This is a genomic window from Armatimonas rosea, assembly GCF_014202505.1.
GTDB lineage: Bacteria > Armatimonadota > Armatimonadia > Armatimonadales > Armatimonadaceae > Armatimonas > Armatimonas rosea.
Genome location: NZ_JACHGW010000001.1, coordinates 1,285,881 through 1,307,157, shown reverse-complemented (window position 1 = coordinate 1,307,157; position 21,277 = coordinate 1,285,881). Strand labels below are relative to the sequence as shown.

At 62.2% G+C, this 21,277-nt stretch carries 17 protein-coding genes; 3 read left to right on the top strand and 14 right to left on the bottom strand.

Features of this window, described 5'->3' with window-relative positions; translation table 11 throughout:
- Window positions 1-19: 19 nt before the first annotated feature.
- The 14 genes from HNQ39_RS06045 to HNQ39_RS05985 all read right to left on the bottom strand — a co-directional run bounded on the left by HNQ39_RS06045 (window position 20) and on the right by HNQ39_RS05985 (window position 16,233).
- Window positions 20-1,561 (bottom strand): HEAT repeat domain-containing protein, encoded by a 1,542-nt coding sequence (locus tag HNQ39_RS06045; protein WP_184193042.1) that lies wholly within the window; start codon window positions 1,559-1,561, stop codon window positions 20-22.
- Window position 1,562: 1 nt separating this feature from the next.
- Entirely contained in the window at window positions 1,563-2,060 is a 498-nt protein-coding gene (locus HNQ39_RS06040; RefSeq protein WP_184193041.1) for a Uma2 family endonuclease, read from the bottom strand.
- A gap of 195 nt (window positions 2,061-2,255) precedes the next feature.
- Entirely contained in the window at window positions 2,256-3,002 is a 747-nt protein-coding gene (gene uppS, locus HNQ39_RS06035) for an undecaprenyl pyrophosphate synthase (protein ID WP_184193516.1), read from the bottom strand.
- 101 nt (window positions 3,003-3,103) lie between these two features.
- Window positions 3,104-4,783: an alpha/beta hydrolase family protein gene (locus tag HNQ39_RS06030; protein ID WP_184193040.1), complete on the bottom strand. Its 1,680-nt coding sequence runs from the start codon at window positions 4,781-4,783 to the stop codon at window positions 3,104-3,106.
- Between the two features lie 225 nt (window positions 4,784-5,008).
- Entirely contained in the window at window positions 5,009-5,410 is a 402-nt protein-coding gene (locus tag HNQ39_RS06025; RefSeq protein ID WP_184193039.1) for a hypothetical protein, read from the bottom strand.
- Window positions 5,397-5,825, bottom strand: coding sequence for a type II toxin-antitoxin system VapC family toxin (locus tag HNQ39_RS06020; RefSeq protein WP_184193038.1), 429 nt, complete (start codon window positions 5,823-5,825; stop codon window positions 5,397-5,399). The genes HNQ39_RS06025 and HNQ39_RS06020 overlap by 14 nt, the downstream gene beginning before the upstream one ends.
- Window positions 5,826-5,835: 10 nt before the next feature.
- On the bottom strand, window positions 5,836-5,964 hold the full coding sequence (locus tag HNQ39_RS30240) for a hypothetical protein (protein WP_281380154.1): 129 nt from the start codon (window positions 5,962-5,964) through the stop codon (window positions 5,836-5,838).
- A 95-nt stretch (window positions 5,965-6,059) separates the two neighbouring features.
- Window positions 6,060-7,997 carry a hypothetical protein gene (locus HNQ39_RS06015; protein ID WP_184193037.1) on the bottom strand — a complete coding sequence of 646 codons (1,938 nt, stop codon included), beginning with the start codon at window positions 7,995-7,997 and terminating at the stop codon, window positions 6,060-6,062.
- Window positions 7,998-8,000: 3 nt separating this feature from the next.
- Complete coding sequence (locus tag HNQ39_RS06010; protein WP_184193036.1) at window positions 8,001-9,614, bottom strand: phospholipid carrier-dependent glycosyltransferase; 1,614 nt, start codon at window positions 9,612-9,614, stop codon at window positions 8,001-8,003.
- Between the two features lie 8 nt (window positions 9,615-9,622).
- A complete protein-coding gene (locus HNQ39_RS06005) occupies window positions 9,623-10,429 on the bottom strand; it encodes a TerC family protein (RefSeq protein WP_221289826.1) in 807 nt (268 codons plus the stop codon).
- A gap of 13 nt (window positions 10,430-10,442) precedes the next feature.
- Entirely contained in the window at window positions 10,443-11,279 is an 837-nt protein-coding gene (locus HNQ39_RS06000; RefSeq protein ID WP_184193035.1) for a histidinol-phosphatase HisJ family protein, read from the bottom strand.
- A 23-nt stretch (window positions 11,280-11,302) separates the two neighbouring features.
- A complete protein-coding gene (locus HNQ39_RS05995; protein WP_184193034.1) occupies window positions 11,303-14,512 on the bottom strand; it encodes a M56 family metallopeptidase in 3,210 nt (1,069 codons plus the stop codon).
- Between the two features lie 4 nt (window positions 14,513-14,516).
- Window positions 14,517-14,900 carry a BlaI/MecI/CopY family transcriptional regulator gene (locus tag HNQ39_RS05990; protein ID WP_184193033.1) on the bottom strand — a complete coding sequence of 128 codons (384 nt, stop codon included), beginning with the start codon at window positions 14,898-14,900 and terminating at the stop codon, window positions 14,517-14,519.
- Between the two features lie 58 nt (window positions 14,901-14,958).
- Window positions 14,959-16,233, bottom strand: coding sequence for an MFS transporter (locus HNQ39_RS05985; RefSeq protein WP_184193032.1), 1,275 nt, complete (start codon window positions 16,231-16,233; stop codon window positions 14,959-14,961).
- A gap of 127 nt (window positions 16,234-16,360) precedes the next feature.
- Here HNQ39_RS05985 and HNQ39_RS05980 point away from each other — a divergent pair, with 127 nt between their 5' ends.
- The 3 genes from HNQ39_RS05980 to HNQ39_RS05970 are packed head-to-tail and all read left to right on the top strand — an operon-like array spanning window position 16,361 to window position 21,225.
- Window positions 16,361-19,237, top strand: coding sequence for an ATP-binding protein (locus tag HNQ39_RS05980; RefSeq protein ID WP_184193031.1), 2,877 nt, complete (start codon window positions 16,361-16,363; stop codon window positions 19,235-19,237).
- Between the two features lie 26 nt (window positions 19,238-19,263).
- Entirely contained in the window at window positions 19,264-20,391 is a 1,128-nt protein-coding gene (locus HNQ39_RS05975; protein ID WP_184193030.1) for a WD40 repeat domain-containing protein, read from the top strand.
- 9 nt (window positions 20,392-20,400) lie between these two features.
- Window positions 20,401-21,225 (top strand): hypothetical protein, encoded by an 825-nt coding sequence (locus HNQ39_RS05970; RefSeq protein WP_184193029.1) that lies wholly within the window; start codon window positions 20,401-20,403, stop codon window positions 21,223-21,225.
- Window positions 21,226-21,277: the final 52 nt, after the last annotated feature.

Genomic DNA, 21,277 nt, shown 5'->3' with positions numbered 1-21,277 from the left:
TTACCCCGTGCCTGGAGCGTTAGTACGGGGAGAAGCGTGTTTCAAGCGCAGCAGGGGGCGGTTGGCTCAGATACGCGACTGCAAGCGTCGCAGCTTCACGAACCTCAGAATCTTCCTCGGTTGTCGCAAGCTGGGTGAGTTCGTCTCTGGCTGTCTCCACACGGAGCCAAGCAAGCGCTAGTGCGGCGGCTTGGCGTGTGCTTGCGTTTTCAGAGCGAAGCTGGTGTCGTAGCGGCTCATGGGCTACTTCTCCCAGTTTTGCAAGTACCTGAAGAATATCGTAGTCCACCACCCAGGCATCGGTTCCTGTGGTGTGCTCTGCAAGAGGCTCGACAATTTCGGGGATTGCCAAGGTTACTAACGCCTGCCGAACACTCCACTTTATCCCCCACCGCATATCGTCTAACAAAGCGGCAAGCGGAACTGCCGCTCGCATGTCGCCCAGTGCCCCAAGAGCTGCTGCCACGTAACCAATAACCCCATCCTCCCAGGTCTTGTGGCGATAACTTAAGAGCCGAATCAGCGGCTCTACTGCCATCGGCTCCTTACGTGCTTGTAAAGCCAGAACTGCACCAATAATCAGCGTCGGTTTTTTGCTCTTGAGAGCTTTTAGAAGCGGCTCCACGACCTCAGGGCCAAGTAAGACAAACCCTTCCGTGGACGAGGCTCCCCAGTCAAGGTCATCATAATAAGGCAGGCACTCCAGCATCGCATCTTGTGCCTCGGGTGCCTTGAGCTTCGCCAGCGCCAGTGCTAACTCCACTTGCACCCCGACTCGGTCTTCACGGTTGAGCTGGTCAAAAGGCGGTACACGCTCCTTCCAGCGAGGCTGAAGCGCACGTAAGCGTGGCAGAACCTCAGAATCGCCGATCTCCCCTAGTGCCCAGATCGCCTGTTTTGCCAGGAGGGCATCGCCCTTGCCCATCTCCAGAACCTCAAAAAGAAGTGGGATTGCCTCATGGTCTTTCTGTCTCCCCAAAACATCGGCTGCGAGCCAGAGCAGATCATCGTCTTCTGTTTCCACACCGTCCAGATAGTGCCGGATCGCAGCACGACATTCCGCAGGATCATCAGGAGGAAGGTGCTTGTTTAGCAGTTGCATCAGCTCCGCAGGCCAGGGAAGCGGCACAACCTCACGGAGCACCGTAACAATCTCTCTCAGATCGTAAACGTGACTTTTCGTCTCCCGCAAAAAGTTGGTCAGAGCCGGAAAAACTTCCACACCAAACTGTTTCAAAAGCACCGTGCGACTATCTCTGTCTCGAAAATCACCAAAACGCTGGAAGAAGGCATGGTGGCGTTTTAACAAATTGACTGCCCTTGGATGAGGAAATGCTGCAAAAGTGCGAAGGGTGAAAACAGGGCTTAGTTCTAAGAGAGCCTCGATACCTTGCTCACCCATCAGCCGCAAGGCGCGTATTGCATACTCACTAGGCATTTTTTCCAGGAGTAACGGGATAGTCTCGACATCGCCACGGGCTCCTAGAATTGCTGCCACAAGCCACTGGTGATCGTAGTCGTGCTCGCGACTTAGAATTTCGAGAAGTGCCTCATCATCCATATCAGACCGTGACGGTGCAACCGCAGGTGAGTGCGATGCTCTGTGGCGACGTGTAGCGCTGCTCGGAGTGACTGGGGCGGAAGTGACGGACTTCGCCTGTGGCGGGATCGAAGACAATCACGTCCTTGATGCCTTGGCGCAGGAAAAACGGTACGCCCACACTGAGGTCCTTGCCTTCGTAGTCCGGGCTGACAATCTCAATCACGGCCTCGGGGAGCATGGTGACCGCCGTGGTCTGCTCCTCGGGCTCACCGCAGAAAATCGCGATATCGGGGCGCTTGAGCGAGCCATCGGGGAACTGGATATAGATATCGGCGTAGTGGACGCAGCCACAGTCGGTGATGGGGGTGGCGGCAGGCTGGATCGAGGCACGAATCCGGTCCACGGCTCGCTGATGACGCACCGAGGGGAATGCCTCCCAGGTCGTGATGCCGCCCGCCACTTCCAGCCGGACACCACTCGCCTCGCCCAGCCGTATCGCCTCCTCAACGCTGCTCATGCGGTTATTTTACCGCCGATTGAAAATCGGCGTCTGCAGTGGCGTACCGCCGCGAAGCCCGTTCCGGGCTAGCCTCCCCCCGACAGCACCACCGCCGACCCCCTCCGGCAAGCGAAGGGGGCTAGTATTGGTAGCCCGGCACGGGCTTTGCGGCTGAGGAACGAAGCCACTGTAGACGCCTAATTCTATTCGGCGTTATTTCAGCCCACCGAAGCGGCGCTCGCGGCGCTGGAACTCGGCGATGGCTTCTTCGAGGTGGGTCTTGCGGAAGTCGGGCCAGCGGACGGGGGTGAAGTAGATCTCGGCGTAGGCGATCTGCCAGAGGAGGTAGTTGGAGATGCGCAGGTCCCCGGCGGGGCGGATCAAGAGGTCCGGGTCGGGCATCCCAGCGGTGTAGAGCTCCTGCTCAAAGAGCGTGTCGTTGATCTGGTCGGGAGTGAGCTCACCCGCCGCGACTTTCTCGGCGAGGCGACGTGCGGCATCGACAATCTCGGCGCGCCCGCCGTAGTTCAGGCAGACATTGAGGATCAGCCCAGTATTGGCGCTGGTGACCTCACAGTGGCGGTTGAGCTCTTTTCGGAGATCGGCAGGGAGTGCCTCTAGCCGGCCGGAGAAGCGCATCTGGACATTGTTCTCGTGCAGCTCCTTGAGCTCGCGGCGCGCCCCTTCGACAAAGAGCCGCATGAGACCGTCGGTTTCGAGTTGCGGGCGGCGCCAGTTCTCGGTGGAGAAGGCGTAGAGGGTGAGGGCTTCCAGCCCCATATCGGAGGCGGCACGCACGACCTCACGGACACTCTGGTAGCCCTCCCAGTGCCCAGAGAGGCGCGGCAGGCCCCGGTCCTTGGCCCAGCGCCCGTTGCCATCGCAGATAATGGCGACATGGCGGGGCAGACGCTCCGGGGCTGGGTCGTAGGGGAGCGATTTAGCGGGCACGGTAGACATGGTAATGGGTCGGGTGGCCAGGGTCGTCATCTGATTCACTTTGCCTCACAAAGAACTTCGCACACAAAGTATCACAGTTTAGAGCCTTGGTCAAGCCCAGTTTACCCGACACTCTTAAGCCACGCGCGGATTTCGTCGTCGCTTAGTCTCTCCGGCTCCAGCCGACAGGTGATATTCTCCGCGCGAAACTTTCGCTGCGTGTTGTGCAGAAGCAGTGGTTTATTATTGGCCAGCAGCGCCGCCGTATGCAGGCCCCCGATCCCCCGCAGCCCCGGCGCGTAGGCCCGCTCCAGGTACGCCGCGTCGTCATCGGCGGCAAAGCCCCCTAAATCCACGACCGTCGGGCCGGGGCAGAGATCGGGAGCCACCGCACGCGCCAGGAGCACCTCGATCCCCCCGATCAGCGTGAGGCTCCCCACGCCCGCCTGGCTCGCCTCGGCCATGTTTTTTAGAACCGTCTGCACCTGCTCACCCAGCGGAGTGCGGTTGTAGCAGGAGAAAAAGTCCTTCCAGAGGGCACTCTTTTCCTGTGCCAGCGGCCCCGCCACCACACGCAGCTCGTCGGCGCGGCCTCTCTTGCCCTTTGCCTTGGGGATGTCCACCGCCAGCGCCCGTGCCAGCCCCTTGCGCAGGACCTCACGGGATTTTTTATCGTTCTTCTGGCGCAGGGCGGCCATCGTCTCCGCACGCTCGCGCTTCAGATCGCTCAGGAGCTCGGTGTCGCTCTTGCCGGCGGGGCGCTTGACCCGGAGCTGCTTGGGGTCGAGCTCCAGGGGCTTTTCTTTCTCCCCCACCTCGCCGCGCAGGTGCTTCTTGAAGAAGGCGTACATGGCCTCGCGGCTCTCGACATTGTAGTTGTGGGCGTAGTTATACTGCACCCACTGGAGGTTCTCGGGCTTGCCGTAGAGCTCGTAGACTTTCCTTGCCGCCGGGCCTTCCTCACTGGGAACGTGGCTGGTCCAGTCCCCCGTGCAGGAGACAAAGAGCTGGGGCTTGGGCGCAAACACCGACGCCACCTCCACATTATCCGTCCCGACCCTCAAGCCCGGCGCGTTCTCGCAGTTGCAGCCGCCCTGCATATACGCCGAGACCATGTTCACGGGAACACTCACCTGCACCCTGTCATCGACCGCAGCCAGCAGAAAGGTCTGGGAGCCCCCGCCCGATGCCCCGGTCGCGCCGAGCTTTTTCTTATCGACAAACGGCAACGACTGTAAATAATCCAGAACGCGAATACTGTTCCAGGTCTGGACACCCAGCTCGCTCACGCCCCAGAGCCACTGGTCCAGGCTCGCCCCGAGCTTGCGGTGCACAAACTGGTCGGTGTCGTTGTAGCCCAGCATGTCGTAGGCGAAGACCACAAAGCCCTGCCGCGCCAGGCTCGCCGCCAGCGCCACGAGATCGGCCTTCCCCGCCCCACGTGCCCCCGGTGCCGGCGGTGCCTTGGGAACATCGGCTTCACGCTGCAGGCGACCGTCTTCCCAGTGCCCGTGCATGTTGGCAATCGCAGGAAATGGCCCCGCGCCCTTGGGCTTGTACAGGCTCCCACAGAGCCAGAACCCCGGAAAGGTCTCCAGCGCCACGTTCTCAATCGTGATGTCCGAAAGCTCGACCGTGCTGGTCACCGTGGGCCGTAGCGGTGTCTTCTTAGGCAGCGGCCAGAGCCCGCAGGAGAACAAAATCCGCTCCCGAATCTCCTTGGCACGGGCCTCCCACGCCTCGCGGGTGGCGGGGGCGGAAAACAGATGGTGGGTATCAAGATCGCGCGGCGGTGCAGACATGACAAAAGCTCCTCAGAGTTCGATTGCGAGTTGAGGACAGTTTAACACAAGCTCACGCTGTCTGGACTGGCTCGTGGGTCAAGTTCAGAAAAGGCTCATTTTGCGAAGGATCATCAGGCAAGTAGACAATCAGGATTGGCCCTCCTTCGTGAAAGCGACTCAGCCAACCGGATGTACACTCTCCTTTGACTCGCTTTCCTTCCACCATCTGGAATTCGTAGGAAATCACAAAATCCACTGATTCTCCCATCTCACCATACCCATTCTTTTTTCGATACTCATGACCGTCCCTACAGCCACTTGGCCGCTCTGGACCAGTAAGGCATGTCCGAAGTGTTCATTAAAACTCTGCGGTAGCAGAAGTATCGCTAGCCCCCCACCCAGGACAAAAAAGACGATCAGTAAAACCGTCACGCTCCCGCGAAATACGGGAAAAAAGTCGGAAAGAGCACCCAACGCACCAGCGACAATAACGATCACGGCTAGGAAAGGTCTATAGCACTCAAGCCAGCTCCAGGGGTCGTGGCGCCAGTGGGCTTTCCGTCGAACCCGGCGCGGGGTGGGCGCAGCAAAGCCAGGAAGTACTTCGCGCTCTTCAGGGGTTAGTTGCTGCTCACTCTGGCTCATGGAGCAGAGTCCAGTCTTCACAAAGTAGACCAGGAACTTGGGAAAAGTGGGTAGTGTTGCGTGTCACGACCACGATACCATGGTTGAGCGCCTGGGCGGCAATCCGGCAGTCCTGTCGCCCAATGCGCTTTACTGAGGCAGGGAACTGCTTGAACTGTGCTTCATCCGCATCCGTATAGTTGAGAATCTGGAAACGATGGACTAAGTGAAGGGTTTCCAGAAACCACTCGTAGGCGAGCGTGATACCGACCTTGCTCTTGCCTTCACGAGCATCATTGAGCTCCGCTAAGCGCCCTCGGGTCATCTCCTCCACCGCAACGGCGCTCAGGAAGAGGTTCTCGGCGGGCGTTGCCAAGACATTCTGTGCGACAGTGGGCTCCCCTGCCAAGATCGCCCGGACAATGTTGGTGTCCAACAGATAGCGGCTATCCCTCCGCGCCACGCTCTTTTGCCTCGACCTCGCGCCGATACGCCTCAACACGCTCTGTCAGTGTCTTGAGTTTCTCCGTATCCTTCCAGGCACCAACCAGTGAGGCGAGCGGGTGAGGAGCCACTTCGGGTGAAGGCTCAGCTTTCGGATTTTTTTCTGTAATTGTGGCTTGTGGCATAAGAAAACCTCGCTCATTATCGTACCACGCACAAGGCACATTTATCGGACTTTAAAGAGCACGTACTCCCCCTGCTGGGCGACCACGGGGTAGCGCTGGCGGAAGAGGGTTTCGTTGAGGGGGAGGTGCTTTTTATTGTCGCCGTGGCTGGGGATATCGCCGCGCTCACGGGGGGTGATGGCGATATAGTCGATCTCGTACTGGTTGAGAAGGGCCTCAGCTTCTACGGGCGTGGCGGCGGTGTAGATCGCGAGGAGGGCATCTTCGCGGTACTTGTAGACCAGCCCGTGTGAGCTGAGCCAGCCGGGGTAGCCCAGCCACATGCGCCGGCCCGCCCAGTAGACCGGGTGGATGTAGGCCGGGGCGGTGAGGATCTTGGCGTGGGGCGGGGTGACCGCCAGGATCGCCTCGCCGAAGCGCTGCTCCTGGGGAGAGAAGATCTGCTGCTTGTCGCTACCGGTCGCCACGTGCCAGGCATCGACCGCGCCCGCGGCCATGCAGCACAGTGCGATCAGAGGGGTCCAGACCCGCAGGCCGGGGGTCTTGAGCCAGCCCGCCAGGAGCCCTGCGACCAAGGGCACACTCAGCAGGTACCAGTAGATCAGCACCTTGAGGTTGTCCCAGATCCACGGGGCGAGCTGGAGGACATTGGGGCCGATAAAGCAGAGCAAAAACGGCAGGTAGAAGGCCACGACCCGCTGGGGAGCACGGAGGGCCGCCAAGACGAGCAGCGGGATAAACGGCCCGGTGTTGAAGAGCCAGAAGCGCGCCCAGCCCACCACATCGGTCGCGCCGCCGTCCCAGCCCAGGGCGAAGCGGCGGAAGTTCTCGGTGTGGGTGGCGCTGCCTAGGAGCATGTAGGCCAGCGACGGTACCGCGCCCAGGACGAGTAGTGTAAAGAACGGGAGCCAGCGGTGCAGAGCGGCTTTAAAGCCATCGCGGCGGAGGCTTCCCAGCGCTTGCAGGGCCGCGACACCACTCATGGAGGCGAAGGTATGGACATGGCCCAGAGGGAGTAGCCCAACCATCAGCCCCGCTAGCCACATCCCCGAGCGCTTGCCGTCCCACCAGAGCCGCACCACGGTCAGCGCGAGTGGCATCCCGAGCACGATGCTCCGCTGCGTCCCGAGCAAGACACAGAGCATGTTGCCCCAGCGCAGGCTCCGGTCGGCATCGTTGGTGTAGCTCTTGGGCAGGTGAAGGAGAAACTCCTGGAGGCTCCCACTAGGGGCAAGGTGCCAGTCGCCGCCGATATAGAGAAAGCCCCAGCCGCCGCAGAACACCGCCAGCGGGAGCGCGAGATGGGCAGCCAGCGAGTCCCGCGTGAAGAGGCGCGTGAGCCGCCAGAGGGCGTAGAGCGTGCAGGCCACCAGGGTGGCGTCCTGGAAGAAAAACGCACCGGGCACACTCGCGCCGCCCCGGACATAGAGCGCCGCGGTGAAGTCCACGATAAAGGGGTAGGTCAGCCGCGCGCCCAGCAGCGCCGGGTGGTCGGGCGGGAAGTTCTCCCCCACGGTAAAGCCCCGGACAATCCCGATATGGAGCGGCAGATCCCCCAGATTCGCGACATTGAGGGTCCAGATCGCACCGTCGGCATCGGCGTAGCACGCGCCCCAGAAGAAGCGCAGGAGAAACGCCAAGAAGACGCTATACCAGATCCCCAGCACGACCCGCTGCCGGCCCCGTGTGCGCAGGTGCTGCCGCATGCGTCCCAGGCTCACCCGCACGACCCGCACCAGTCGCCGCCGTGGCCCCATGCGCAGCCAGACCAGTGCCGGGGCAGAGCTGAGGACAACCGCGAGCCCCATCGCTACCGGGGTCATCCCCAGGCGCGATGCCAGCGCCAGCCCAATCAGCCCGATCAGCAGGTTGCCCAGCGGGACCGCCGCCGCCAGCCGCTCGCCTAGGGTCCAGCGTCGTGCAAAGAGCCCCACCAGCCCCAGTGCCCCCAGGGTCGAGAGCAGGAAGATCAGCAGCATCGCCTAGAGCCAGAGCTTTCCGAGCCAGAGGTGCGCCCGCACGTAGAGATCGGGGATGGGCAGGGCCGAGAGCAGCGGGTAGAAGAAGCCAAACCAGAAGAGGATCAGCGCCCCGTAGCCCGCCGCCATGTAGCGGTAGTCGTCGTCGCGGCTGGCCCACAGGCGTGCGCCAAAGTGGCCTAGGGCGATACAGGCAAAGGGCAGCGCCTCGAAGAAGTAGTGCAGAAACACCAGCGAGCGGGGCTGAATCCCCCAGGCCAGCCAGAGCCCCAGCCCCAGCAGCGCGGCAAACCCCAGCCCAACATGTCGATCGCGCCGGGCACGCCAGGCCGCAAAGACCAGCGCCGGTATGCTCGCCCACCAGACAAAGACATTGCCGATACAGACAATCCCGGTGATGCGGTTGTCCCCCGGCCCGACCGCGCTGTACTCGTACCAGGTCGGGCGCAGCACCAGCGGCCACGACCACCAGGGCGAGCTGTAGGGATGGGTCTCCTTCATGCCCGCGTGGTAGTTCCACATGTTGCGCTGCTCATCAAATACCTTGAAGAGATCGTGGCCCTGGCGCATGTAGGGGAGATAGGAGAGCAGGTAGAGCGCCACGGGCATCCCGATAAAGGTCAGCAGGTACCAGCCGGGCAGTGAGAGGAGCGTGTTCTTGCGGTCTAGGGCCTTGAGAACCCCAAAGACCAGCAGGTAGAGCACCACCGAGCCCACTAGCAGAGGCCCTAGCGCACCGACAATCGCCTGACCCGCCTCAGGGTGCATCGGATCGGCCTTGTAGAAGCTCGCGGCCTTGACAAAGAGCACCCCAAGAAGGGTGACACCTAGGCCTGCCAGCCCCAGCACCTTGGGGGACTTGGCCGCGCGGGGCAGGTCGTAGGCGAGGAGCCAGAGCCCGATCAGGCCCACGGCATAGAGCGTGGTCCAGCGTGTCGCCACCGCAAGGCCCAGTGCCAGGCCGAGCAGGAGCATCCACCCGGTCTTGCCACTCGCCCGGTAGTTCCAGGCCGCCAGCGCCGCCGCGAGGATAAAGCAGACCGTGTAGATATTGGTCATCGCGATCCGGCTCTGGACAAAGAAGACCCCATCCAGGGCCAGCATCACGGTCGCCAGGAGCGCCGCCAGCCGGTTTCCCGTGACGGCGCGCGCCAGGTAGAACATCAGCCAGATCGAGAGCGCTCCAAAGACCGTGCTCCCAAAGCGCCAGCCAAACGCGGCGGCGTGGGAGAAGCTCATGTCGGGCTTGTAGATCCCCTCGGTTGGGTTGAAGGTCCCGCCAAAGAGCTTGAGCCCCCCCGCGATAATCAGCTTCGCCAGCGGCGGGTGGGTCCACTCCATCGGGTTCTGCCCGATCAGGTACTGCATCCCCGTGCGGGAGTGGTAGCACTCATCGAAGACCGCCTTGGCGGGAAAATCAAGCCGCCAGAGGATGATGCAGAAAAACCCCATCGCCAGAGTCCCGGCCAGCAGGTGGTCGAGGCGCTGTAGCGGCTCTTGTTCCAGCCCGGGTCTCTCCTGGGCCTCTTTCAGACGAAAGAAGTCCCAGAGTGCTTTTGAGACCAAGAACACCACCGTCAGTGGCAGGAGAAAATGGGCTGGTGTGAGGTTGTTCATACCTCCTATTATAGCTTGGGTTCGATAAGCTCAACAGCCTTATTCTTCTTATCCGAGTTCGCCCGGATATTGAGCACCTGGACAAAGACCGAGAAACCCATCGAGAAATAGACATACCCTTGAGGAATCTCGAAGTGAAAGCCCTCAATCACGAGGTTAAAGCCGATCAGCAAGAGAAACGAGAGCGCCAGGATCTTGACACCGGGGTGCTTCTCGACAAAGCGGCTCACGGGGTTGACTGTCAGGGCCATGATCCCTGTGGAGACCAGCACCGCCAGGATCATCACGGTCACCTGGCTGGGGGGGATCATGCCAATGGCGGTGACAATCGAGTCGAGGGAGAAGACAATGTTGAGGAGCATGATCTGCACCATCACGGCAGCGAACTTGCCACTGCCACTCTTGCGCTCCTCCGGGTTCTCCTCGATATGATCGTCGCCCTCCAGCTTACTGTGGAGCTCGTGGGCCGCTTTCCCCAAGAGGAAGATCCCGCCGATAATCAGCACCAGGTCCTGCAGCGAGATTCCGATCCCCGGCGCACCAGTATGGGGGTCCTTGAAGGGGAGGTGGAAGAGCGCCGCCTTCATGCTCAGCACCAGTGGGATGAAGAGCAGTAGAACAATTCGAGGAATCACCGCGAGGGTCATGCCGGTCTTGCGGCCCTGTGCTTGCTGCTCAGGGGGAAGCTTCCCAGAGAGGATGGAGATAAAGACAATGTTGTCGATCCCCAACACGATCTCCAGTGCGATCAGTGTCAGTAGCCCTATCCAGGCCCCCGGACTTGTCACCCAGCTAAAATTCGTCAGATTCTCCAAAACAGCTTGCCCCCTAGCCCCCGCGACGCGGGGGAACACAAAACGTCATGATCTGACCACGTTTTACCCGATTTGGTTGCGCTTTCGGAGAAATTTCAAACGTTGCAAGGAGCTCCTCCACCCTTTCACGCGCAAAATGAATCTCCTGTGGCGCGTGGCAGTCCGAGCCAAAGGTGAGGGGGACACCGTGGGCGATCAGCTCGGTGAGGAGCTTTGGGTTCGGGTACGGCGCGTCCCAGGACGGTTGTTTGCGGTAGCACGATGTGTTGAGCTCGACAATGCAGCCCGACTCCGCAATCGCCGCCGCCACAGGGGGGTAGAGCTCGTCGGCGAGGCGCTCGGGGATCTTAGGGGCGTAGGTGTCGATGACACTCAGGTGCGAGAGAATATCAAAGAGCCCGGAGCGTGCTGCGAGAACCACCTGGCGGTAGTAGTCCCGGAAGACCGCCTCCGGGTCTTGCTCACGCCAGCGCCGCCGGTCGAAGACACTCTTGCCCAGGCAGTAGTGCACGCTTCCTAAGACATAGTCAAAGGGGTGCGCCGCTAGCCAGCCCGCGAGCGCCTCTTCCTGCCCCTCGATAAAGTCCGCCTCGATCCCCACGGCGAGCGCGAGCTGGTCGGCGTAGCGCTCTTTGAGTGCCACTGCCTCCGCAACATAGCTCGGCAGCTCCGAGACCGCCATCTGGATTGTCGGCTGGGCATGGTCGCCCTCCAGCCAGTAGGCGGGACCGTGGTCGGACATGCCAAAGTGGGTCAGCCCCAGCGCCACGGCCTGCTGGACATAGTCCTCCAGCTTCCCGACCGCGTGGCCACAGCGGTCGTTGTGGCTGTGGTAGTCAAAGGTAATCACGGGCCTAGTGTACCAGCGCTTTCTCAGCGTGGGCGCGACACGGTAAACGGCAGGCGAGCGGTGAGAGTCTGCTCACTTTTCCCTGCAACCGTGACCCCCAGTGAAAAGCGTGCTTCGTAGGGGCTCGGCGGCGGTGAGCCACTCGCCAGATACGGCCCCTGCGGCAGGGAGTCCCACCGCTCTTGAGCCTGCTCCGGGATTGCAATCGTCCCCAGCACGATGCTCTCCCCAACCGCCAGTCGCTTTGCCTGCTGGATATACGGCCCTGCGACGGTGTGGATATAGGGAATCGGCTCACCCTCCGTGGTGAAGATATCGGGGCCATAGAGCTCAAAGCGCGATGGAGCAACCCAGCTTGCCGTAAGAGACTTATCGGAGCGATTACGAAGAAATACTTCAAAGTGCACTTGGCTAAGCTTTGCAAATGTCGTCACGCCCTTGGGCAGACGAAGCCCCAGTTGCAGGCCCTGCTCCACTCTCCCCCAAGTAATCGGCTCGTCTTCCTGGGGAATTACCGGTAGGCTTCCTGTAGCCTGCTTATGGGCTCCGCACTGAAAGCGAAACTGAGCGAACAAGCTTGGCAAGGGAGCGGTTCCAAGGTGAAGGAGATCACGAATCTGCCCTTCCCTGATCTGAATGGTATAGGTCATCAGTTGTCGCTTTTGCCCAGGTGCTAGTGTCTGCCGGGAAAAGGGGAATGAGGAAGAGCGTTGGGGGTAGGTGAGCTCGTCACGTCTCCCTATCAGGATCACTAGGGAGCGCTGGGTCGAAACATTCCAAGAGGGGTGTGGGTACTCAAGGTTTTTTGAAGAGACATTTCGCACCCAGAGTGAGCACTGCGGCATCCCCTCATCACGGAGCCCTAGCTGAAACCCTTCGAGCGTCTCTCCCCAAGCAATACCATCGCTGAAAACGGCGGGCGGTATATCACCGACCACAGTGAAGGTAGCCTCGCCGCTCTGAGGGTTTGGCCCGCCGGGCGCACTGACACCCCCGAAGCCACTGAGCTTGTAGGTGCCAGGTGCCAGCGTGATGTGCCCTGGTGCCAGGTTGCTCGTCGGTGGGGGTGTCCCCTTGGGAACCAGCGTCAGCGCGACCACTCCCAGGGAGCGTATCTCACGCGCTCCCAGGCTCACGGCTGGGGAGTAGAGCATCAGACGTGCACCAAAGTCGATCGGGAGCCCATGCCCAGTAGTGTCGCTGAGAATGGGATAGAGATCGGATGCACGTGGAAGCGGGGTGGTAATCGGGGTGCTCGTGGTGTTGCGCCAGAGAAACTCAGCCTGCAGTGTCTCGCCAGTTTTGAGAGCACGGGTTGGATTGACCAAACGGATACCGCACTGGAGCCCCTTGTCTATCTTGCCCCAGACCGCCGTGCTGGCGTTGCGCTCCGCCGCCGCATTGAGCGTGCCAATTTCGAGGTAGCTGTAGGCTTCCAGTGTCTGCCCACCCTCGATTCGTCCCGTATCGCCCCCCAGACCTGTTGCCCGATTTGCAGGCTCGGTGCGCACTCTGCCGTCGGGGGAGACCTTGGAGAGCGTGTAGATTCCCATCATGTCGGCGAGGGAGAGCTTGTCGGGTGTGCGGTAGATCGTGACGGGCTGGACAATCTTCAGGTGCCCCGGCGTGAACGCGGCGATACTCGGGCTGTCGCTACTGCCGCCCTCGCCCACGTAGAGTTCCAGGCTCTCTCGGCCATTTTGTGCTGGGACAATCACCGACTCGCCGGGGGCCAGCGTGACGGAGTAGAGCGGATCGAGCGGGTAGCCGCGCTTCGCGCCTTTGGTCGGCTTGCCGTCAACAGTGGGCACTTCGTAGCCGTCGTACTGGAGCAGGCGCGTCAGAAATGCGAGGGGCTTGTTGGACGTGTTGCGCACTAGGGTCTGGTAGGTGAGCTTGGAGCCCAGCGGGACGCGGGAGCTGGAAGTGAGAAGAAAGCCCGCCTGCAAGCCATCCACCGCCTCGTTCCAGACGACTTTTTCAAGGGCAAGCCGGGGAGGCTCCGGTGTCGCAGGAGCAGGTATAGGAGCAAGGGGCTGTGGCATCATTAACCTCCCGGCTCGCTTAGGCTCACCACCCTCCGGCTTCGCGAAGGGTTTGGGCGCACTCAACGTCGCTTTTGCCTGTGCCAGCAACGCACTTGGGGTTAGGAAAGTCAGCTTGGGGGCGAGCAGCTCAACCGCCTCTTGTAGACGACTGACAGGGCGCTCGCCGGGCTTGGCCGCGACTTTGAGCGACGCGAGCGGAAGAAGAGCCAGCCCGAGTGCTGCCGTGAGCGCCAGGCGCAGCCGCTGTGAGTGGCGCGGCTTTTTCGGATCGAGAATATGCTTCACACGCGCCTCCATACTGCCCGCCGCCGCCATTCCCAGCGCGAGTGAGCTTGCCCGCCCCACTTTCAGAATCTCCAGCAGGTGCGCCGCGTAGTCCGGGCCGGAGACTCCCGAGAGAAGCACCCGGTCATCACAGGCACGCTCGCTCTCGGCGCGCAGCCGACGGCGGAGCCACCATGCGCCGGGCTGGAACCAGCAGAGGGCACAGACGACCTCCGCGAGCAAGTGCCAGAGCCAGTCGCGGCGGGCGATATGGGCTTTCTCGTGGCGCAGGGCACTCTCGGCGACAGCGGGATCGCCGGTAAGTAGCGCGGCAGGAAGCAAGATCACTGGGCAACGAACGCCCCAGGTCAGCGGCGTGGTGATGTGCTCGCTCACCAGAATCTCAGTCTCCAAAAGGCTTGTGCGCTGGCTACGCTTTTCCAGCTGGCGCAGACGAACCAGCGCCACGGCAAGGCGCACGAGCAGGAGAGCCGCTCCCAGTGCCCAGCAAGCCAGAACCCACCAGAACCCATATGCCCCGAACCCACCCGGCTGAACCCACCCGGCTCTCTGCTCATTCTTCGCTCCGAGCCACCCTCCCTGCCGCAGGGAGGGTCCGGGTGGGTCTTCTCCCCTTCCCGGGTACCCTCTGGGTGCTGAGGGAAGGGGCTGGGGGATGGGTTCAAAGCGCTGGGGAACTAAGGGGCCGGGATCAAGCACAACAGGCTTATCTGCCTTCAAAAGGGGCAAGGGGGGCAATAGCTCCTGAACCAGCGGTAGCGTGAGTAGGCCACAGAGCGCCAGCGTGCAGAGCAGGTGCCGGTAGGTCGCGGCGGCGCGGCGCAGGAGCAACAGTGTTAGGGCGACCAAGAGGCACAGCAGGGTGCCACGAACGAGCAGTTCCACAAAAAAGAGCGCCATCGCATTAGGTTCCTTTCTGGCGAGCCTCCGCAATCAGCACGGAGAGCCGCTCCAGCTCGTCGTCGGTGAGCTTGCGCTCCTCGTCGGTGAGGAGCGCGACGACCACCTGCTCGGGGCGGCCTCCGAAGAAGGTCTCCATGAGCTTGGTGAGCGCCTCACGGGCCACGGGGGGGCGGGCATTGACGGGGTGGTAGATGTACTTGGCACCGTCCTGGGTGTGGGTCACGTGGCCCTTCTCCTCCAGGATGCGCAAGAACGCCCGAACCGCGGAGTAGCTGGGCGGATCGGGGAGCTCGGCGAGGACATCGCCCACCGACGCCCCCCCTCGTCGGTAGAGCGCCTCTAGGATCTGCCGCTCGCGGCGGCTAAGTTTCTCGGTAAAGTGCATGAGTTGGTGCTAATCCTTTAGCATACTGCTAATAGATTAGCACCAACCCGAGTCTTTGTCAAGTGGCAGGAGCGACCGCGGTTGCAGGCAGGCTCAAGGTTCCCTGTTCGCCCTCTTTCGGCTGGCGAATGTGGTGCGGGATGAACGGGAGCACCACCAGGATCAGCGCGGTAAAGACGGTCGAGATCCCCAGTGCTAGCCCAAAGCCACCCTTTTCGTAGAGCCAGGCTCCAAACAGATCGCTGGTCACCCCCGCAATGCTCCCCCCGGTTCCCACCAGCGCCCCGGCGATCCCCTCACGCCCCTTGAGGTAGGTCCGCATCGCCAGGTCCATGAAGGCGGAGTTGGCCATCCCCAGTAAGAACCCCAGCAGAGCCGCCACTAAGTAGGCCTGTAGGGGGCTATGGATCAGCAGAAACAGCCCATTGGTCGCGATCCCCAGAATTGTCCCTATCCAGAGGAGCCGCGAGAGCGACATCCAGCGGCACAGAGCGCTGTAGAGGATTGTCCCCAGCATGATAAAGCCCGGCACGATCGCACTGTAGTTCCCAAACTCCTGCTGCGTGAGCTTCACCTTGTTCGTGAGCTGAAAGAACACCGGTGTCCCCCAGCCCGGGCAGAAGTTCCACAAGATCACCAGGATAAAGGCACACCAGAAGGCAACCGACTTAAACTGATCCTTCAAGCCCGGGAGTGTCTCCAGCGCGGCCTCGTACTCTGCGGCAGGCTCAAGCTCCTCCAGCGGGGCCACAAAAACCGGCTTCCAGAAGGCGAGCCCCACTAAGACCAGGGAAAAGAAGGCGCTACAGAAAAAAACATGCTGAGGGCGCACGTGGGTTGTCAGCCAGCCACCTGCCAGGGATGCGATAATCCCGGGGACCATGTTGATAAACATAAAGGCGGAGGTCAGCCGCCCGGTCATGGCGTGCTGGCGCGCGGTGGCCGCCATAAACCCGCCCAAGGCCACTCCGGTCAGCCCGTTGGAGACGCCGCAGATCAGGAGGGTGGTCACCAGGCGGTTGTAGCTCAGCTCACCCGAGGCGAGAAACAGATAGCATGCCGCTGTGACGGGCGGAGCGACCGCAAAGTAGCCCCGGTCTCCCCAGTGCTTTCCCAGCGGCTTCCACTGGTCCCGGAGGTACCCCAGGAGAAACCCGACATAGCTCGGGATCGAGAGCAGTGCCCCGTAGCGTGACATCTCCTGAGGAGAGAGCTTTAAGACATCCTTGAGGTAGAACGCGACAGGGATTCCTGCGATTCCTGTCGCGAGCCCAAAGCAGAGTGCAATGGTCGCGAAGTAGCTCACAATGCGCCAGACGGGAGTGTTTTTCATGGTGGGTAGGTTCCTTTCGTCGAAACCACGGGGGTTCTTTAGCGGCATCATAGCGAGGGGGCGTATAGACAAGCGTATAGAAAAACGAGGAATCTCACCCCCTCGGCGGGAAATAAGCCTCTGCTAGATGTCCCACCCAAGCTCTTCTCCCCCTGCGCTCCTGTGTCTCTGGCTTCTGGGGCGCTTTGCCCTGACCGTCGAGGGAAGGCCCGTGATAGTTTCCTCACGCAAGGCGCGCTGGCTACTGGCCCTCCTGGCGCTACGCCGAGGAAAAGAGACCGAGCGCACCTGGCTGGCCGAGACCCTCTGGCCGGAGAGCGTCTCCGAGAAGGCTCTCTTTAACCTGCGCCAGCTCCTTGTGGAGCTCCGTAAGGCACTGGGGAGTGCCAGTCGCTGCCTTGTCTCTCCCACGCCCCACTCTCTGCTACTGACAGTGGCGGAGACCTGGGTCGATACCGAGGCGTTTCGGGTGCAGGCCACGCAGCCGGGAGCCCACGAGAGTGCTGTCGCGCTCTACGAAGGGCCGCTCTTGCCCGAGTGCCCAGACGAGTGGGCCTCCGGGGAGCGCGAAGCTCTCTCCCAGATCTATCTGCAGCTACTAGAGACCCTGGCCCAGCAGGCACGCGCCGTGCAGGCCCACAGCGCTGCCGTGGGCTGGCTCCGGCGGCTTCTCCAGGCAGATCCCTACCGAGAGAGCGCCCACCGCGCCCTGCTAGAGACCCTCGCCCAGGCAGGCGACCGCGCCGCGCTCCAGCAGGTCTACCAGGAGCTACGCCGCAAGCTGAGAGACGAGCTCAATGTCGAGCCCGCGCCCGAGACCGTCCAGCTCTACCATGCCCTGCAAAAGAGCCCCCCTGCCCCTCCGCCTCTCGTCGCGCCTACCCCCAAAGCCACGCCCGGCTACCTACCGATCCCCCTGACCGCCCTGCTCGACCGTGAGGAAGCACTCCAGGAGCTGGGAGTGGCCTTGAAGCGCAACCGGCTCGTGACCCTCGTGGGGCCTGGGGGGATTGGCAAGACGCGCCTTTCGATCGCGGTCGGGCAGCAGCATGTCGCCGCGTTTACGGGGGGTGTCTGGTTTATCGATCTTGCGCCCCTCACCGAGCCCGAGCTCGTCCCCCAGCTTGTCCTCAGCACGCTAGGGCTCAAGGCCGAGGCAGGCCTCAGCCTCGACGACACCCTGGTACAAGCACTGCTGACCACGAACACCCTGCTCGTCCTCGATAACTGCGAGCACCTGATCGCCGCGTGCCGTCGCCTTGCCGCGCTCTTGCTCACCCGCTGTCCTCAGGTGGTCCTGCTCACCACGAGCCGGGAGCCCTTAGGAATCACCGGAGAGCAGGTCTATCCCGTCCTGCCCCTCCAGCTCCCGCCTCTCTTGCCTCCCGCGGCCCGTGAGAAAAACCCCCAGGTGCTCCTGGAGTACAGCGCGGTCCAGCTCTTTGTGGAGCGTGCCCTCCAGGTATCGCCGCGCTTCACCCTCACCACCCGCAACGCCGAGTCCGTGGCCCAGATCTGCCGCCAGCTCGACGGGCTCCCTTTGGCCATTGAGATGGCGGCGGCCCGGGTGCGCTCTCTCTCCGTCCAAGAGGTGGAGGCCCGGCTGGCAGATCGTTTCCAGCTCCTCACCACGGGCAGTAAGGCGGCCCTCTCCCGGCACCAGACCCTCCGCGCCCTGATCGACTGGTCCTACAGCCTCCTCTCGGAACCCGAGCAGGTGCTCTTCCGGCGGCTCGCAGTCTTCTCCGGGGGCTGGACACTCGCCGCCGCCGAGGCCGTGGTGGAGCTCCCCGAGCTGGAGGAGCTGCTGTACTCGCTTGTCGATAAGTCCCTGGTTGTGGTCGAGCACGGCCCTACCGAGACACGCTACCGGATGCTGGAGACGATCCTTGAGTACGCCCACGAGGCGCTAGAGCGCTGCCCGGAGCGCCGCACGATCCAGGAGCACCAGCTAGAGTACTACCGCTCCGTCGCTGCCGTCCTAGAAGAGAGCGAGGCGCAGGAGGACCAGGAGCGGGTCGAGCGCGAGCAGGAGAACCTCCGCCGTGCCCTCGACTGGTCCCGGAGCCCGGACGGCAACCTGGAGAAGGGAATGCTCCTGGCGCGGCACCTCTACTGGTTTTGGTACGACAAGAGCTACTACGCTGAGGGCTACTCCCAGCTCAAGTCGCTCCTCGCCCTCGCTCCCACCACAAAGACCCAGCTCTACTCCACCCTCACCCGCCGCCTTGGGGACATGGCCTACCGGATCGGGCGGGAGGACGAGGCCCTGGAGCAGCTCGACCGCTCGATCGCGCTGGACCAAGAGCTCGGGGATATCGGCTGGGAGGGCCGCGGCCACTACCTCAAGATCGCCGTGCAGCTCTCTCTGGGCGAGCTCTCGGGCGCACGGCAGGCTGCCCACGAGGCCCTCCGCTGCTTCCGCCAGGCCGAGGACACATCGTGGGAGGCTGCAACCCTGACAAACCTCGCCACGGTCGCACGACAGAGTGGCGCTCTGGAGGAAGCACTCGACTGGATCGATCAGGCAGAGCGGATTCGCACCGACCGACGCCTCATTCTACAACGCCTGCTCGTCTGGATGGAGCAGGGGCACTATTCAGGCGTCCGTGAGCGGCTAGAGTCTCTCGTCAACGAATACCCTCTGTTCGCCAATGAGTTCTTGATCCCTCTTTTTGACCTTGATCGGCGTGAGGGAAAGCAGGAGCTTGCCGCCGTACACCTATCCGAGTACCTGCACGCCGCTCTGGAAGTGAGAGACCGGGTCGGGATCGCCCATGGCTTGGAGCTCGCCGCTCTTTTACTCGGCCCGCAGCGTCCCGCCGGTATCCTCCTTGCTGCCACCGTCGCCTTCGCTCCACGACGTCAGTCCCGTGTCACGCCGCACACCAAGGCGCTTGCCGACCTCCAGGCCCAGCTCGCCGCGCAGTTCCACGATCCGCCAGTAGCCCCTCACTCCCTGGAACATGCAGCCACTCTTGCCCTCGACTGGCTGGCCTCCTAAAACAGGGTACTCTAGCGCCATCAACCATGTCCCGATTCACCCGCACCCACTGTCTTGCGTGCCACACTCCCTATGTACCGCGCGCCACTGCTTGCACAAGCTGCGGCAAACCCCGTGAGCCCTTCAGCCCCCGAGAGCTTCTCGTCGAAGAGCTACCCGAGGGCGTCCGGCTCCTCCACTGCCTGCAAGACTCCGCCAGCACCGTTCTTCGTATCGCCTTCGCGCCCGAGGGAGACACCCTTGCCAGTGCCAGCGCGGACAGTAAAATCCGGCTCTGGGACACGAAGACCGGAGAGCTCCGCCAAGTTCTCACAGGGCATACCGCGAGCGTCCTCTCTGTCGCCTACTCTCCCGATGGCCAGACCCTCGTCAGCACCAGCTACGACAACACGGTACAGCTCTGGGATGCCCGCAGAGGAGAGCACCGCCAGACCCTGGAGGCCCACACCGACGATGTCTATCAGGCAGCCTTCTCGCCTGATGGGAAGACCCTTGCCAGCGCCAGTAAAGACCAGACCATCCGTCTCTGGGATGCAGAAACGGGCGAGCCACAACAGCGACTGACAGGACACACCGAGGCGGTCCACACCGTACTCTTCTCGCCCGATGGCCAGTGCCTCGCAAGCGGTAGCGAGGATAAAACCATTCGTCTCTGGGACGCAAAGACAGGACAGGGGATTCAGACACTCAACGAGGAGACGAACGGTCCTTACTACTGCCTCGCCTTCTCCCCCGACGGCACCACCCTCGCCAGCACAAGCGACTGTAGCTTCGTTCGCAAAGGAGGCAGTGCCAATGTCATCACCCTCTGGAATGTCGCAACGGGCGAGATCCTCCAGCGACTGCAACACTACTACAAGCCCTTGCAAATCCCCTACCTCACCAGCCTTGCCTTCTCTCCAGACGGGCAACTCCTTGCCTCCCTCAATCCCGATGTGCGACTCTGGCATGTGGAAACAGGAGCGCAGCTTGCCTTGATTCACGAGCCCTTCGCCTACGGCTGGACATCGAACCTCGTCTTCCATCCCCACCTTCCTCTCCTTGCGACGATAGGCTCGCTCCCCGCAAAGGGACGACGAAACCCCGCCTACAATGGCGACGAGATCCATCTCTATACACTTGACATCCCTGTCTTACTTGGCAAGGCGCTGTAGAATCATCGCATGTCCGACCAGACCTGGCTCACCTCCCCCGAGGGGCTCACCCTGCTCCGCCCGTTTGCGGGTGCGCCCTACCCCCACCCCAGCCGCGCCCAGGGTCATACCTACCAGGGCAAGCTCTTCGATGCCGCGACCCACTACGCCGATAGCACGGTCGGGCTGGTGATTCCGGCGGGCTTTGCGCCTACGCAGAGCACGGACTTTATTGTCCACTTTCACGGCTGGGGAAACCATGTTAGCAACGTGATCGAGCACCACGCGCTCCGAAAACAGCTCGCCGCCAGTGGCCGCAATGCGATCTTGATCGTCCCCCAAGGCCCCAAAGACGCCAGCGACTCGGGCTGTGGGAAGTTAGAAGAGGCGGGCGGCTTTGAGCGCCTGGTCCGGGAGGTCGCGCAGTTTCTCAAGGCCGATGGAAAAATCCCCACGGAGCGGATCGGGAAGCTGACGCTCAGTGCCCACAGCGGCGGCTACAAGGTGACCAGCGCGGTTCTTGAGCACGGCGGCCTCGCCCCAAACATTTCGGATGTCCTGCTCTTCGATGCCTCCTACGGTGGCCTGGAGGTCTTTGCCGCGTGGGGTGCGCAGAGAAACCACCGCCTGCTCAGCCTCTTCACTGCCCATTTAGCGTCGGAGAACTTCCAGCTCCAGACCCTCCTGCAAAAACACGGTGCGACTGTCGCGACTCTCCTAGAACAAGCGCCCGGCCTCGACGAGAAGGCGCTCCGCCAGCGCCGCCCCACGCTGATCCACACCCTCGATCTCCTCCACGACGACGTCCTGATGAAGCGCAGCTACTTCGAGCTTTTCCTCAAGACCGCCTCCTAGCCCCCGCCGCGCGGGGGTTAGGGGGGCGGTCTTCTGGGGTACAATCCGACAT

Coding starts and splice junctions, on each gene's coding strand:
- HNQ39_RS06045 (WP_184193042.1), bottom strand. CDS start 1,561: ATGGATGATGAGGCACTTCTCGAAATTCTAAGTCGCGAGCACGACTAC.
- HNQ39_RS06040 (WP_184193041.1), bottom strand. CDS start 2,060: ATGAGCAGCGTTGAGGAGGCGATACGGCTGGGCGAGGCGAGTGGTGTC.
- uppS (WP_184193516.1), bottom strand. CDS start 3,002: ATGTCTACCGTGCCCGCTAAATCGCTCCCCTACGACCCAGCCCCGGAG.
- HNQ39_RS06030 (WP_184193040.1), bottom strand. CDS start 4,783: ATGTCTGCACCGCCGCGCGATCTTGATACCCACCATCTGTTTTCCGCC.
- HNQ39_RS06025 (WP_184193039.1), bottom strand. CDS start 5,410: ATGAGCCAGAGTGAGCAGCAACTAACCCCTGAAGAGCGCGAAGTACTT.
- HNQ39_RS06015 (WP_184193037.1), bottom strand. CDS start 7,997: ATGCTGCTGATCTTCCTGCTCTCGACCCTGGGGGCACTGGGGCTGGTG.
- HNQ39_RS06010 (WP_184193036.1), bottom strand. CDS start 9,614: ATGAACAACCTCACACCAGCCCATTTTCTCCTGCCACTGACGGTGGTG.
- HNQ39_RS05995 (WP_184193034.1), bottom strand. CDS start 14,512: ATGGCGCTCTTTTTTGTGGAACTGCTCGTTCGTGGCACCCTGCTGTGC.
- HNQ39_RS05990 (WP_184193033.1), bottom strand. CDS start 14,900: ATGCACTTTACCGAGAAACTTAGCCGCCGCGAGCGGCAGATCCTAGAG.
- HNQ39_RS05985 (WP_184193032.1), bottom strand. CDS start 16,233: ATGAAAAACACTCCCGTCTGGCGCATTGTGAGCTACTTCGCGACCATT.
- HNQ39_RS05980 (WP_184193031.1), top strand. CDS start 16,361: ATGTCCCACCCAAGCTCTTCTCCCCCTGCGCTCCTGTGTCTCTGGCTT.
- HNQ39_RS05975 (WP_184193030.1), top strand. CDS start 19,264: ATGTCCCGATTCACCCGCACCCACTGTCTTGCGTGCCACACTCCCTAT.
- HNQ39_RS05970 (WP_184193029.1), top strand. CDS start 20,401: ATGTCCGACCAGACCTGGCTCACCTCCCCCGAGGGGCTCACCCTGCTC.